Origin of the sequence: Pseudomonas sp. 65/3-MNA-CIBAN-0223 (genome assembly GCF_040310425.1) — a bacterium.
GTDB classification, from domain to species: domain Bacteria; phylum Pseudomonadota; class Gammaproteobacteria; order Pseudomonadales; family Pseudomonadaceae; genus Aquipseudomonas; species Aquipseudomonas gregormendelii.
Map to the genome: position 1 here is coordinate 258,996 of NZ_JBEOPV010000005.1, position 14,158 is coordinate 273,153.

At 58.7% G+C, this 14,158-nt stretch carries 10 protein-coding genes and 1 tRNA gene; 1 reads left to right on the forward strand and 10 read right to left on the reverse strand.

The features are described from left to right. Positions 1 to 4 precede the first annotated feature (4 nt). Together AAEZ09_RS07865 and AAEZ09_RS07870 are read right to left on the reverse strand one after the other, a co-directional pair. The gene (locus tag AAEZ09_RS07865) at positions 5 to 1,702 is read right to left on the reverse strand and encodes a flavin monoamine oxidase family protein (RefSeq protein ID WP_350598924.1); all 1,698 of its coding nucleotides are present in this window, start codon (positions 1,700 to 1,702) and stop codon (positions 5 to 7) included. Positions 1,703 to 1,916: 214 nt separating this feature from the next. After that, a complete protein-coding gene (locus AAEZ09_RS07870; RefSeq protein ID WP_045059954.1) occupies positions 1,917 to 2,378 on the reverse strand; it encodes an Lrp/AsnC family transcriptional regulator in 462 nt (153 codons plus the stop codon). A gap of 259 nt (positions 2,379 to 2,637) precedes the next feature. On the opposite strand from AAEZ09_RS07870, the gene AAEZ09_RS07875 reads away from it, so the two are divergent. Then, positions 2,638 to 3,291, forward strand: a complete 654-nt coding sequence (locus AAEZ09_RS07875; protein ID WP_350598974.1) for a peptidase M41 — start codon at positions 2,638 to 2,640, stop codon at positions 3,289 to 3,291. A 53-nt stretch (positions 3,292 to 3,344) separates the two neighbouring features. On the opposite strand, the gene AAEZ09_RS07880 is transcribed toward AAEZ09_RS07875, so the two are convergent. The 8 genes from AAEZ09_RS07880 to rpsU form a co-directional block, all read right to left on the reverse strand. Then, positions 3,345 to 3,653: a DUF3077 domain-containing protein gene (locus AAEZ09_RS07880; RefSeq protein ID WP_350598927.1), complete on the reverse strand. Its 309-nt coding sequence runs from the start codon at positions 3,651 to 3,653 to the stop codon at positions 3,345 to 3,347. 643 nt (positions 3,654 to 4,296) lie between these two features. Then, complete coding sequence (locus AAEZ09_RS07885; protein WP_350598928.1) at positions 4,297 to 4,815, reverse strand: GNAT family N-acetyltransferase; 519 nt, start codon at positions 4,813 to 4,815, stop codon at positions 4,297 to 4,299. A gap of 9 nt (positions 4,816 to 4,824) precedes the next feature. After that, positions 4,825 to 5,241, reverse strand: a complete 417-nt coding sequence (locus AAEZ09_RS07890) for a hypothetical protein (protein WP_350598931.1) — start codon at positions 5,239 to 5,241, stop codon at positions 4,825 to 4,827. 248 nt (positions 5,242 to 5,489) lie between these two features. Continuing rightward, a tRNA-Ile gene (locus AAEZ09_RS07895) sits at positions 5,490 to 5,566 on the reverse strand. Positions 5,567 to 5,581: 15 nt separating this feature from the next. Next, the gene (locus AAEZ09_RS07900) at positions 5,582 to 9,328 is read right to left on the reverse strand and encodes an EAL domain-containing protein (protein WP_350598933.1); all 3,747 of its coding nucleotides are present in this window, start codon (positions 9,326 to 9,328) and stop codon (positions 5,582 to 5,584) included. 122 nt (positions 9,329 to 9,450) lie between these two features. After that, entirely contained in the window at positions 9,451 to 11,298 is a 1,848-nt protein-coding gene (gene rpoD, locus AAEZ09_RS07905; RefSeq protein ID WP_045059956.1) for an RNA polymerase sigma factor RpoD, read from the reverse strand. A gap of 67 nt (positions 11,299 to 11,365) precedes the next feature. Then, positions 11,366 to 13,345, reverse strand: a complete 1,980-nt coding sequence (gene dnaG / locus AAEZ09_RS07910) for a DNA primase (protein ID WP_205893523.1) — start codon at positions 13,343 to 13,345, stop codon at positions 11,366 to 11,368. Between the two features lie 480 nt (positions 13,346 to 13,825). Beyond that, positions 13,826 to 14,041: a 30S ribosomal protein S21 gene (rpsU, locus tag AAEZ09_RS07915; RefSeq protein WP_002551877.1), complete on the reverse strand. Its 216-nt coding sequence runs from the start codon at positions 14,039 to 14,041 to the stop codon at positions 13,826 to 13,828. Between the last annotated feature and the right edge of the window lie 117 nt (positions 14,042 to 14,158).

Consider the following 14,158-nt stretch of genomic DNA (forward strand, 5'->3'; position numbering starts at 1 on the left):
CCTTTTACTCGGGCAGGGCGATCGGACCGATCTCGTTGAACACATCTCCTGGACCCGGGTTCTCGGCGTGAGTTTCACCGCCGAAGTGTTTCATGATGCCCCACACCGCATTGAGCGAGGTCTGCACAGCCCCTTCGACCCACGCCGGCGTCCACGACACGTCATCGCCGGCGATGAAGATTCCGCGCTGCTCAGCGGGCATGTCATCCTGCATGAAGTGGGCATACATGCGCTGGTTGTAGCGGTAGTGACCGGGCAGGGCGCCTTTGAATGCGCCGAGGAAATGCGGGTCGGCTTCCCAGGACACGGTAATCGGGTCGCCAATGATGCGCGCGGCAATGTCGACTTTCGGGTAGATCTTCTTCAGGGAGTCCAGCGCCAGCTTCACGCGCTTCTCCACCGGGTGCGGGAGCATCTTCAGGGCATCGCTCATCCATGAGTACGAGAGGCAAATCACCCCAGGCTTGTCGACGCCATTTTCATACTGGCCGTTGTCGAACAGGTAGGTGCCGCGGGTCAGGCGGTCGGTGAGCGTCATGCTCATCAGGTCGCGACCGGTCTGCGGGTCCTTGTCCTTCCAGAATGGCCGGTCGACCATCACAAAGGTTTTCGAGGATTGCATGTAGCGGGTGCGGTCCAGGGCCATCCACATTTTCTGCGAGAACAGGCTTTCGTCGCACTCGATCTGGGTGGTCAGCAGCCAGCTCTGGCAGGTGGTCAGCACCGCTGCGTACTCGCGGGAGTCGCCATAGTTGTCGGTGACGGTGAAGCGCCCGTTCGGCGCGTGGGCAATCTTCTTCACCCCCGAACGCGGAGCGCCGCTGTGCAGTGAACTGAGGCTGGTGCCCTGGGGCCAGTGCACGCAGCGTTCCGGCACATGGCGCCAGATGCCCAGCGGTACCTGTTCCACGCCGCCGACCACCAGGTGCTGGTGGTCGTCGCAGTTGGTCATGACCACGCGGAAGATTTCCAGCATCGAGTTGGGGAAGTCCGAATCCCAGCCGCCTGTCCCGAAGCCGACCTGGCCAAACACTTCCCGGTGGTGGAACGACAGTTTGGCGAATGCCTTGGAAGTGGCGACGAAGTCGTAGAAGGTCCGGTCATCCCACAGCGGCACCAGGGTGTTCCACAGCTCCTTGAGGCGCGGTACGTCGCGGTCGCGGATGGCTTGCTGGATATCTGAAAACTGCGAGCCGGCTTCCAGCGCATCCGCCCAGGCGTCAGCCACTTCCTGGAACAGTGCAGGAAGGTCCGCGAGTTTCTGCGCGTAATGAGTTTTGCCTTCCAGATCGATCACCGTGCTGCCTGACGCCGGGGTCAGCGGGTTCGGGAACGGTTTGGTCTGCAGGCCGAGCTTGTCGACATAGTGGTAGAACGCCGTGGACGACACGGGAAAACGCATGCCGCCCAGCTCGGCCACGATGCCGTCAGCGCCGTTGAAAGCCTGGGAGCGCAAACGCCCGCCCATTTTCGAGGCTTCATAGACAACGGGCTTGAGGCCCAGCTTCATCAGCTCATAGGCCGCCACCAGGCCGGCGATGCCCGCACCGACGATCGCTACCTCGGCACCGTGATTGTCTTCAGGAATACTGCCCAGGCCGGCCGGATGTTCGATCCAGTCGTCAAAGGCAAACGGGAAGTCCGGGCCAAAGATGGTGACTGGTTTCTTACCGTCTGCAGGATGGCGATTGTTCTTGTTCATGGCTGACCTTGCTGGCGACCCGACGCGGAATGCGCATCTGAGTATAGGAAAAGATGCCGGCCATTCTAGAGCGCGTCGAATACGTTAATAAGACGCAATGTGTCGTCGTTTTGCTGGTTTACCGATCAGAATGACGAATTAAATAGGCATATCGACCATCGGTGCGGCAAAGATTGCCGGCGATGAGGCCAGCAGGATCACCCCTGTCCGAAACTCATACCGGCTGCCCGCGATCAATCTTGCTGCTCAAAATGATTGAAGTCGTGGTTTTCTCCACCCCATCCACACTGCCGATCTGATCCAGCAACTGATCCAGCTGCTCCGGCGAATCCGTCCGCAACCAGGCGACATAATCAAATTCACCACTGACCGCACACAGTTGCTGGACCTGCGCCATCGCACTGAGACGGCGCAGCACTTCCTTGCCCGAACGCGGTTGCACGGTGATCCCCACATACGCCTGAAGCCCGCCGTCAACCAATCGCTGGCCCAGACGCACGCCATAGCCGGTGATGACCTTGGCCTTCTCCAGCCGTGCCAGCCTTGAAGTCACTGTAGTGCGGGCAATGCCCAGTTGCCTGGCGAGCATGGCCACGCTTTCGCGGGCGTTGATCTGCAGCGCGGCGATCAATTGGCGGTCGATTTCGTCAAGGACAGGCGGGCGAATGTCGGGCAAGGGGCGTCTCCAGCGGCATGGATCATTGGGGCTGCATGTTACAGGCCCGCCACACATCGCGGATGTTTGATCCAGGCTCAACACTGTTCCGATGAAGACGGTGCAGCACACCGGCCCGCTGGTCATTCGCATGCAACTGCCGATCCCGCTCGGCGTGCCCACTCTGGGCGCCTCCCTGGCCACCCAATCCGGCCTGCTGGATGGACAGCTGCTGTCGCTCGTAGTCGAATGCACTGTCCATGGATGCGAGGCGATAAAAATGACCAGCAAGTTGCCCCCGGTCATCCGGGAACGCGCACTGCAGATTGCGCATCACGAAATGGGGCACTACGTGGTGGCCCGAGCGTTGGGGTTTGCAACCGGTGGAGTGACCTTGTCCGTGACCATGGACTTGCGCCACCAAGGCGGTGCTTCGATCACCCTGTCGCGCCCGATTGCCTCCATGGAGGCGATGAAAACGCATCTGGAGGCCAGGCTGATGGTCCTTCTGGCTGGGGCCATGGGGCAGACCTTGTCTTCAACTCATTCGACTGCCAGGCGGGTCGACAAGGCGCAAGCCGTAGGCATTCTCAAGGGCGCGCAGGGCGCTGAGCAGGACTACGCAAAAGTCAAAGAGCTTCAGCATCTGCTGCGCAATATAGCCTGCCCTGACACCCATCCAGTGTCATCCGACCAGGTAGCGGCGCAGCTCAAGGTGATAACAGACGACTTGTGGGTCCGGACTCAGAAGATCGTCGAAGAACGGGCCGAAACCATTTCCGGGTTAGCAAGCGTGCTGGTGGATGGCATGGCTATCGTGGAGCAGTGGGGCCGCCCGGCGGATACGTATGAGGTGGTGTTGACTGCGGCGACGCTGGAGCGCTTGGGATTGGTGCGGAGTATTCCATTGGTTCTGGCCGCACCACCACATTGAAGTGTGCGGTGATGCCCCGAAAAACGGGGCTGGTTCCGCTTAAGTATTGATATCTATGCCTTGAAGCTCGTCGTGCTTTGGGCTGTTTCCCGCGTCAGCACCTTCGTTACGTCATCGATCACGGCCTTGCTCATGGTGGTCAGATAGTAAGCAGCCCGCGCGTGGCGTTGAGTGTCCCTGCCGTAGGCTGCTTCTTGTGTGAGCTCTTTGGCCAGAAACAGAAAATCGGACGCCATGGCCAGCGCATCGCCGAGCGGCACGCCGCGGCTGACATGGAACAGGGCCTGGTTTGAACAGTAGATGAAGGGGGTGAAGCCGACGGTTTTCAGCTCCGAGGGTTCGGACTGGGTTTTGTGGGTCATGTTTTTGCTCCTGGTTCGAGGAGCTGCCGCGTTCGTTTCCAAGCGAAGGGGTGGCAGCTGTACGCAGGTTGGAAAACCGGGAACCGAGGAACCGGCACGCACGATGGCGTCCCACGCACAGCCGCCATGGCGGAGAACTGTTACGTTGCGGTTCGACGGGTTTCCAAGCCCGATCGCTGATAGGTCAGCGATGGCCGGAGAATATCCCGTCAAAGAAAAGCACAACAAGGCATTAAAGTGCCCAGACACAATATTCGGATTTTGCCTACAAACTATGTAGGAGTCATCCGATATTCCTACGCCTGAAGTAAACGAAACCCCACTTTTCAGTACTGTCCGTCCTGCATGATTTACAGACGCGTCTGGCATACAGCAGGTTGCGCTGTATCGATCAAGGAGCTTTCCTTCGGCACAGCGCTGTCGCGAGGCTCTCGGAAGGGTTTCAGGTGGCGTACTTTTATCTGCGGGTGCCGGTCGGGGTCGTTTTCAAGCGCCGGAAACAACACGGTGTGTTCCCGATGCTATTCCGCCAACACGCAGCGATATCGAGAAGGTGGGCATTAGGCGGGAGCGCAACTGGAAGCGGCATAAGCGCTCTGTGCTGAAGACTCTGTGGCGGACACTGTTGCGGGTGGGGGCTGACTTAGATTTGCTTGGCTTCCTGCTCGCGCATCCCCGTGATGATCGTGGATGTGGACAAGACCAGGCGAAGCTGATTGTCCTTTGAAGGCACGAACTGCAGGCCCTGGTAGTAGGCTGCAGCAGCCTCATCTTTTGCGTCGACGACAATGAATGCCACGCCTGAGTGTTTCGATACCGCGTACACGCGGCGAAAGAAATCAGCCATCAACCGCTGACCAAGCCCCTTCTTCTGCATGCTCTTGTCGACGGCCAGTCGGCTCAACAACACTGCCGGCATCGGGTACCTAGGCATCTTCTTTTTTTGCTCATCGCTGAGTTCAGCCAGCGCTACGGAAGCGTTTGCCAGCGTGTAATAGCCCCGCAAAACACCGTCCTGCAGATACATGAACGTTTTGGAGATATTCCGCTTCTCGTCTTGACCAGCCTGTTGGGCAATGTATGTATTGAGAGCAGGATGCCGTTCACAATCGAACCCAGCGCGATCAATCGACTTATCGAAGTTGACGGTGATGAAATCCATTGAAAGCCCTTAGTGCAAGGCAAGCAGGTTGCGCAGTGCCTGATTGGGCTCAGGGGGGTTATCGAGCATCTGGAACGCAGTATCAGCATCGAGCACAGTCATGCCTTCGAAATCCACCGTGTCGGAAAGCTGGGCTGACTGATCGTGAACAACGCAGAGGAGGGAGAGTGCCTCAACTGCTTTTTTCAGCTCGAGGATATCCCGCTCCATGCCAATGAGATGCGGAACTCTAGGAGCGCGAGTGACTTTAAAAGCACCTGATTGACTGCGCACAGTGCCAGCAAGCGCTTTTGCGGCGTGCCGCTCAACAATGTCATTTGCGAGCGCAGACACAGCCACAGTGCGACTGTCATCCAGTCGAACGGCGAATGGCGACTTCTTGGTTACCGTCGGTGGCAGTGGTTTGTTTTCTGCTTGCTTGGTCACGGTGCTGCTCCTGTTGAATAACAAGAATATCACAAGCTGCTTGACACCCAAGGTTTTCGAAGGAACCGCCGACCAGTAGCGCCGACCTTCGTCGTTTGGACGGTGCTGTGCGCGTTTTAACGGCTAGGCGTCTGGGAATCTGCGCACCGACAGGCGGCAGGCCCGCCTTTACAGACTTCATACAGGTACGAAAACCCGCATCCAACAAAAAAGGCCTACGTCTGAACGACGTAAGCCTTTGATTTGTTTGGTGGGCCCACACGGACTTGAACCGTGGACCAAAGGATTATGAGTCCTCTGCTCTAACCAACTGAGCTATAGGCCCTCAGTAGGTCGCGGATTATAACGATGGTTTCTCGGCTGTGCTATCCGAAAAGCTCGAAACTGTTGTACGAAGAAATGTCGCGGCGAATTCGTCGGGTGGCAGCGGCAGGCTGACGATGTAACCCTGGATCTGGTCGCAGCCTTCGGCAGCGAGGAATTGTTGCTGGGCCTGGGTCTCGACGCCTTCGGCGATCACGGTGAATTGCATGCTGCGGCCCAGGGCGATGATTGCGCGAACGATGGCCACGTCGTGCGGGTCGTCCGGCAGGCCGCGGACGAAAGACTGGTCGATTTTGAGGATGTCCAGCGGGAGCCGCTTGAGGTAGCTCAGGGATGAATAGCCTGTACCGAAGTCATCGATTGCCAGTTGCACGCCCAGGTTTTTGAGCTGGTGCAGCACTGCCAGCGCTTCTTCCGCCTGGCTCATGATGAAGTTTTCGGTAATTTCCAGTTGCAGTAGATCCGGTCTGAGACGGTTGTCCTTGAGCAGTTGTTCGATGCGCCCGAGCAGGTTGGGCTGGCGCAGCTGGGCGCCTGCCAGGTTTACCGACAGCGGGCCCATGCTTTGATAGAGCCGATTCCACTCCAGCATCTGGCGGCAGGCGGTTTCCAGTACCCAGTCGCCGATTTGCAGGATCATGCCGTTTTCTTCGGCCAGGGCAATGAAGTTCTCTGGTGGCACATCACCGAAAGTCGGGTGGCGCCAGCGGATCAGTGCTTCGGCGCCGACCAGGCGATGGTCGTCGAGGCTGATCTTCGGCTGGTAGTGCAGGTGTAGTTCATTGCGCTCGATGGCGCGGCGCAACTCGTGTTCCAGCGCTACCCGCTCACTGGCCTGGGCGGTCAGGTCGCGGGTGTAGCTTTCGACGCGGTTGCGCCCCTTGGCCTTGGAGCGGTACATCGCGGCGTCGGCATTCTTGACCAGTGTGGCCACGTCACCGCCGTCACGGGGATAGAGGCTGGTGCCAATGCTGGCGCTGATGAAGAACTCATGTTCACCGGCCTGGAACGGCGCCGAGAAGCAATTGAGCAACTTGTTGGCGATGTAGTCGGCATCGCTGGGTTGTTGAAGGCCTGGAAGCAAAATGATGAATTCATCGCCGCCGAGTCGTGCCACGGTGTCGATGTCCCGCAGCTGCTCTTTGAGGCGCACGGCAATGCCCTTGAGCAGCAGGTCGCCGACCGGATGGCCGAGGCTGTCGTTGATGTGTTTAAAGCGGTCCAGGTCGAGAAACAGTACTGCGCCCTGGCCGCCGTTTTCCTGCTGGTTGTTCAGCGCAGTCAGCAGCCGGTTTTCGAACAATGTGCGGTTTGGCAAGCCGGTCAGTGGATCGTGGTGCGCCTGGTAGTCGAGCTTGGCCTGGGCGTGCTTGAGGCTGGAAATGTCAGCGAACACGGCAACAAAATGGGTAATGAATCGATCGCGGTTGCGCACTGCGCTGATGGTCAGCCAGCTGGGGTACAGCTCTCCATTTTTACGGCGGTTGGAAATCTCCCCTTGCCAATGGCCTTCGGCGGTCAGTTGATGCCACATGGCGGCATAAAACGCGCTGTCATGCAGACCTGATGCGAGCAGGCGAGGGGTGTGACCCAGTGCTTCGCTTTCGCTGTAACCGGTGATTTCGGTGAACGCGCGATTAACCGCGCTGATGTGCTGCTGGGTGTCGGTGATCAACACGCCCTCGGCGGTGCTCTCGAACACGGTAGCGGCCTGTTGCAGCTTCTCCTGCATCAGGTGGCGTTCGGTAATGTCCCGGGCGATGGTCAACATGCAATCTTCATTGCCGATCGGCAGCGGCCGGCTGGACACTTCGCAAAGGCGAATCTGCCCATCGCTGCGGCGGATGTGGCAACTGAAGTCGCGAACAAAACCATCGCGATTGAGCAGGTCGAGCATCTGCTTGCGCTCGTTGAGGTTGACCCAGATGCCCAGTTCCAGGGAGGAGCGGTCGACCGACATCGCGCTGTTGAAACCGGTGATGCGGCTGAAGCCATCGTTGACCTCCATCAACAGGCCATCGCTTTGGCGCGACAGCAACAAGCCGTCCGGGGAAGCGTGGAACGCCTTGGCGAATTTCTCCTCGGAGATTTGCAGCTGCTGTTGGGTCTCCTTGAGCTGGCTGATGTCACGAACGACAACGACCAGCGCCGGGGTGGCATCCAGGTCGAAGGGTTCGGCGGAGATCAGGCCGGTGAACACTTGGCCGTTGTTGCGGCGAAAGGGCATCTCGAGGTTGCGGATGCTGCCTGCCTGCAAGCGCTGCAGCAGGCCCGGGCCGACGCCGGGGATGCCCCAGATGTTCAGGTCAGTGGCGGTTTGGCCGATGACTTCCTCGGCGCCGAGGCCGATCTGCTCCTCAAACGCTTCGTTGACCTCCAGCAGGCAGCCATCGGACAACCGCGCAATCACCAGAATGTCAGGGCACTGCTGGAAGACCGAGGCGAACTTCTGCTCGGACAGGCGTAGCGCTTCTTCCGTGCGTTTGGCGTCGCTGATGTCGATCATCAGGCCGCGCAGCACCGGCTCGTGCCCATGCTCGATCAGGCTGACGATGTCGCGTACCCACAGGCACCGACCGTCGGCGGTGATCACGCGGTAATCGACCGTGTGATCACGCCCGGCCAGGACTTCGTGGTCGCAGAAGGTTTGGGCTCGGGTCAGGTCTGCAGGGTGAATGATGTTGCGCCAGAACCCCGGGATCAGCCAATGGGAGAGCGGGTAGCCGAGCAGTTCTTCGGCATGCGGCGACACGTAGCTGTAGGTGAAGTCGCTGATACGCGCTTCCCAGGCAATGGCCGAAAGGCTCTCGACCAGGCCGCGGTAGTGATACTCGCTGCTGCGCAATTCCTGTTCGAGATCGACCCGGCGGGAAATTTCCGAGCTCAGTCGGCGATTGATCCTGATGACGACCGCCAGCACGGTGATCAGCAGCAATAATCCCGGCAGGCCGTAAACCAGCAGGTCGGACCAGAATGTACGGTGATCCAGCACGTTGCCGACCCAATGCTCCTGAATGGCGCTGATTTCAGCCGGGCTCATGTCCGCCAGGACCTTGTCCAGGATGCCAACCAGTATTTTGTTGTCCTTGGGCACGGCCATGGCCAGTTGATAGCGGTAGGGCGTCTCGCCGCTCACATACAGGCCGTCGAGCTTCAACTGGCGCAGGCTCCAGACGCTGGAGGCGAGATCGCCGACCACGGCGTCTACTTCATCCGTCGCCAGCGCCTGCAGTGCCGAGCTGACGTTGGGCATGGCCACCAGGTTCAGGTCGGGATGATGGGTGCGTAGCAGTTCATGGGGGGCGTAGTTGTCCACCACGGCGATTTTCAGCCCGTATAAGTCCGCGATTTTGCGCGGCTGGGCGCCCCCCACGTGGGCGAGGATGACGATCGGAAAGTCCAGGTAAGGGCGCGTGAAGGATAAATAAGACTGGCGTTCCGGGGTCGACATGATGCCCGGCAACAGATCCAGCTTGCCTTGCCTGACCTGTTCCAGGACCACCGTCCAGCTGACGGGCTCGACCGGTTTGAGGTCGACCGACAGGCGTTGCCGAATCACGTCGATGTAGTCTGCGGCAAGACCCTGGTAGCGGCCCTGATCGTCCCGAAACTCGAAAGGTGGCCAGGACGCATCGACACCCAGGCGCAGGTGCGGATGGGCGTCCAGCCAGCTACGTTCTTCGTCGGTTAGAGTCAGAGCGCCAGCCGTTGTGGTCCAGGTGATCAGCGACAGTAAAAAAAGCACGGTCGGCAGTCTGGGCATAACGCTCTCGTTATGGCTCGGGGGAATGTTTCGAGTGTAGACGGGCAATTCGGCGGGAGGGAAGTGCGGGGGATTTAATCTACATAAAGCAAAACCCCCGGCCTGGGCCGGGGGTTTTGTGATCACTCGTCGAGGAAGGAGCGCAGATGCTCGCTTCTCGTCGGGTGGCGCAGCTTGCGCAGCGCCTTGGCTTCGATCTGACGAATCCGTTCACGGGTTACGTCGAACTGCTTACCAACCTCCTCGAGGGTGTGGTCGGTATTCATGTCGATACCGAAGCGCATGCGCAGTACCTTGGCTTCACGGGCAGTGAGGCCGGATAGTACTTCGCGAGTCGCTTCTTTAAGGCTCTCAACGGTAGCTACATCGATTGGCGACTGCATGGTCGAGTCTTCGATGAAGTCACCCAGGTGGGAGTCTTCGTCATCACCGATCGGGGTTTCCATGGAGATCGGCTCTTTAGCGATCTTCAATACCTTGCGGATCTTGTCCTCAGGCATTTCCATGCGTTCGCCCAGCTCTTCCGGGGTCGGTTCGCGACCCATTTCCTGCAACATCTGCCGGGAAATACGGTTGAGCTTGTTGATCGTCTCGATCATGTGCACCGGAATACGGATGGTGCGGGCCTGGTCGGCGATCGAGCGAGTGATCGCCTGACGGATCCACCAGGTGGCATAAGTCGAGAATTTGTAGCCGCGACGGTATTCGAACTTGTCCACCGCTTTCATCAAGCCGATGTTGCCTTCCTGGATCAGATCAAGGAATTGCAGGCCACGGTTGGTGTACTTCTTGGCGATGGAGATCACCAGACGCAAGTTCGCTTCAACCATCTCTTTCTTCGCGCGGCGGGCCTTGGCCTCACCGATCGACATGCGACGGTTGATGTCCTTGATTTCGGCAATCGTCAAACCGGTTTCGGTTTGCAGCGCGATCAGCTTCTGCTGGCAACGAATGATGTCCGGCTGCAGGCGACCAATGGCTTCAGCGTATTTGCTTTTGCCTTTGGCCAGTGCATCGGTCCAGCTTTCGTCAACTTCATTGCCTGGGAACTGGCGCAGGAAGTCGGCACGCGGCATGCGGGCATCACGAACGCACAGTTGCATGATCGCTCGCTCTTGCTGACGCAGACGATCCAGGGCACTGCGAACACGCTCGACCAGGCCTTCGAATTGCTTCGGCACCAGTTTGATCGGCATGAACAGCTCAGCCAGAAGCACCAGCTCGGCAATCGCCAGCTTGTTGCCACGACCGTGCTTTTTCAGGGCCTTGCGGGTGACTTCCATCTGGTCGGAGACAGCGCCAAAACGCTGTGCTGCGATGACCGGATCCGGACCGCTTTCGGCTTCTTCTTCGTCGTCAGTTGCTTCGGCGTCGTCGTCATCGGTGTCGTCATCCGCTTTCACGGCTTTCGGATCGACTGGCGGCGGCACTTCTGCAGCAGGCGGCGCAATACCGTCGTCCGGGTCGATATAACCGCTCAGGACGTCGGACAGGCGGCCACCTTCGGTGGTGACGCGAGTGTACTCGGAGAGAATATGGTCAACCGTGCCAGGGAAGTGCGCGATTGCGCCCATCACTTCGCGGATACCCTCTTCAATACGCTTGGCGATTTCAATTTCGCCTTCACGAGTGAGGAGCTCTACCGTACCCATTTCACGCATGTACATGCGCACTGGGTCGGTGGTGCGACCAATGTCGGTCTCGACCGCTGCCAACGCTGCTGCTGCCTCTTCGGCCGCAGCTTCGTCGGTATCGGCGTCGGCCAGCATAAGGGAATCCTTATCTGGCGCAACCTCGAATACGTTGATCCCCATGTCGTTGATCATGCGGATGATGTCTTCCACCTGTTCCGGATCTGAAATATCCTCCGGCAGGTGGTCGTTGACCTCCGCGTAAGTCAGGTAGCCCTGCTCACGACCAAGTGTGATCAACTCTTTGATACGAGACTGCTGTTGCGCTTTTCCGGACATAACACCCTATCCACTGAAGGTCTTGGCGGGCAAAAAACAAGCCGAGGATTATACCTGAGCTATGACCTCACGCGCCAGTTGAGGTCGGGTTTGATACAGCCACATTACGTTTTAATAGGTCGCGCATCTGATTTGCGATCTGATTTGCTTCCTCGGCAGTCAATCCTGGCTGCCTTGCTTTCCTGATCAGAACTTCCAGGCTGTCTGTGTGTTGACCTGCTGATAACCTAGTAATGGTGTCTAAAAACTGTTGTTCAAGGTTGTCGCCGTCAATCAGCCACTCCTTTTCCGCCAAAGCCTTGAGCAGGCGACCCTGTTCGGTGCCGTGCCAGCGGGCCATCAACTGGATAGAGTTTAGCTTAGGATTTTTCTGCACCGCCTCGATAAGGGCGACCAGCAGTTGTGCGTAGGTATTGCTTTCATTGGCGAAATGGTCGGCGGTTTCCACCTTGCCGGCCAGTTGCGGATGATGAATCAGCGTGCGCAGTGCAATCAGTGTAGGGGCTTCGACAGCGATCGGCGTGCGTGGTGCGCTCTGCTGATCGCGATCACCGCCACGCTTGCCGTTCTTGTCCCAGGGCTTCTTGTCCCACTTCTTGCCGCCGGCGCCAGGCTTCTTCGGCGTCCACTCCTGCTGCGGCGTGTACATGTCGGGTGATTGCGGCTGATGATAGTCGCTGTAGTCGGGCATGGCGTCATAGTCGATGCCTGGATCGTAGGCCGGCGGCGCATCTTGCGGAGCGCTTTGCACCAACTGGCTGACGGCTTCGCCACTCAGGCCGGTGATTTCACTCAGGCGCTGGCGCATCAGGATACGCAGGTTGGCGCCGGGCACCTTGTCGATCAGCGGTGCGGCCAGCGTGGCCATATGGGCCTTGCCTTCGAGCGAGCGCGGGTCCGATTCTTCAGTCAACTGCTGGAAAAAATAGTCGGCCAGCGGTTGTGCGTGCTGGTTGATCCTTGCGCGGAAGGCATCGGTGCCCTCCGAGCGGACCAGGGTATCCGGGTCCTCGCCTTCGGGCAGGAACAGGAACCGCGCACGCCGCCCGTCCTGCAGGCACGGCAGCGTCGCTTCGAGCGCCCGCCAGGCGGCATTGCGGCCGGCCTGATCGCCGTCAAAGCAGAACAGCACGTTGGGCACGACGCGAAACAGTCGCTTCAAGTGTTCTTCGCTGGTGGCTGTGCCCAGCGTTGCCACGGCGTTGCGCAGGCCTTGCTGCGCCAGGGCGATGACATCCATGTAGCCCTCAACCACGATGATTTCATCGAGATTGCGGTTGTTCTTGCGTGCTTCGTAGAGGCCGTAGAGTTCCTGGCCTTTATGAAACACCGGGGTTTCCGGCGAGTTCAGGTATTTGGGCTTGTCGTCGCCCAGCACCCTGCCGCCAAAGGCAATAATGCGGCCGCGGCTGTCGCGGATCGGGAACATCACGCGATCGCGGAAGCGGTCATAGCGTTTGCCGGTTTCGGCGTTCTCGATCAGCAGGCCGGCATCGACCATGGCTTTCTGCTGCAAGGTGTCGCTGCTCAAGTGCTTGAACAGGTTGTCCCAGCCAGGCGGAGCGAAACCAAGGCCAAAGTCCCGGGCTATTTCGCCGGTCAGGCCGCGCCCCTTCAGGTAATCCACGGCAGCCTTGCGCGACGGATGGCTCTTGAGCGCCTGGCGATAAAATTCGGCGGCGGCAGTCAGCAGGGGATATAACGGGGAGTCGGTGGGCTGTCGTGGTTTGTGCGGCCGGCCACTTTCTTCCCTGGGGATTTCCATGCCTGCGGCTTTGGCAAGCTCTTCGACGGCCTGGACGAAATCCAGGTTGTCGTGGTCCATCATGAAGCCGAGGGCGTTACCGCCAGCACCGCAGCCGAAGCAATAGTAGAACTGCTTGTCGGGGCTGACACTGAAAGACGGGGTTTTTTCTTTGTGGAACGGGCAGCAGGCAGTGTAGTTCTTGCCGGCTTTTTTCATTTGCAGGCGCGAGCTCACCACATCGACGATGTCGGTGCGGTTCAGAAGGTCGTCAATGAAGCTCTGGGGAATTAGCCCGGCCATGGCGTTCTCGTCATCTGCGCTGAATGGATCCAAAACCTGCGGCGAGCGAGCGCGGTCCGTTGCTTGAGGCGCGTGTTAAGGCGGCTCGAACCTGTCGTTTGCGTAATCGCCGTAGGGAAGTGTATCTGTCGAAAATCAACTGACGTTAGTACCCATCAGTATTCGACCATTTGAAAATATTGCGCTGAAATCCGCTACCGCCAGTCGGTGGCCTCGGATAGCTCATAAGCGGGCACGCAAGAGGGTGCCTTGGGCTGATCGTCGTGAGAGGAATCAGTGGGTGTGCTCGTCAGTAGCCTTGGAAGGCTCGTCAGAAAAGACGTGCACCGCTGGCAAAAGAGCCAGGTCTGACGCTGTGAAGCGGATTTTGTCTAGGTCGCGTCTGCGGCTTTGACGGTGAAGCATCAAGCGTTTTCCGCAAATGCCATAAGCCCGGCTGAGGGCCGGGCTTGGCAGAAGCTTGCTACGAACGTCTGTGTATTAGTACAGACGAACGGCGCGGCGCTGTTCGCGCTGTACTTTCTTGGCGTGACGCTTAACAGCGGCTGCTGCTTTACGTTTACGCTCAGAAGTAGGCTTCTCGTAGAATTCGCGGCTACGAACTTCAGCCAGTACACCGGCTTTTTCGCAGGAGCGCTTGAAACGACGCAGAGCTACGTCGAAGGGTTCGTTCTCTTTTACTTTGACGGCTGGCATCCAGAGCTACCTTCATTCATTACCGGGGTCAACATCCTCGTGGCAAAAGAGCACTTGAAGACGTCGGTTTTTAAGGGTTGCGGATGTTAACCCCTCATCGCTCGGAATGCAAAGCCT

Excerpts from the sequence above, each read along its gene's own strand:
- AAEZ09_RS07865 (WP_350598924.1), bottom strand. The coding sequence starts at position 1,702 with ATGAACAAGAACAATCGCCATCCTGCAGACGGTAAGAAACCAGTCACC.
- AAEZ09_RS07875 (WP_350598974.1), top strand. The coding sequence starts at position 2,638 with ATGACCAGCAAGTTGCCCCCGGTCATCCGGGAACGCGCACTGCAGATT.
- AAEZ09_RS07880 (WP_350598927.1), bottom strand. The coding sequence starts at position 3,653 with ATGACCCACAAAACCCAGTCCGAACCCTCGGAGCTGAAAACCGTCGGC.
- AAEZ09_RS07885 (WP_350598928.1), bottom strand. The coding sequence starts at position 4,815 with ATGGATTTCATCACCGTCAACTTCGATAAGTCGATTGATCGCGCTGGG.
- AAEZ09_RS07900 (WP_350598933.1), bottom strand. The coding sequence starts at position 9,328 with ATGCCCAGACTGCCGACCGTGCTTTTTTTACTGTCGCTGATCACCTGG.
- rpoD (WP_045059956.1), bottom strand. The coding sequence starts at position 11,298 with ATGTCCGGAAAAGCGCAACAGCAGTCTCGTATCAAAGAGTTGATCACA.
- dnaG (WP_205893523.1), bottom strand. The coding sequence starts at position 13,345 with ATGGCCGGGCTAATTCCCCAGAGCTTCATTGACGACCTTCTGAACCGC.
- rpsU (WP_002551877.1), bottom strand. The coding sequence starts at position 14,041 with ATGCCAGCCGTCAAAGTAAAAGAGAACGAACCCTTCGACGTAGCTCTG.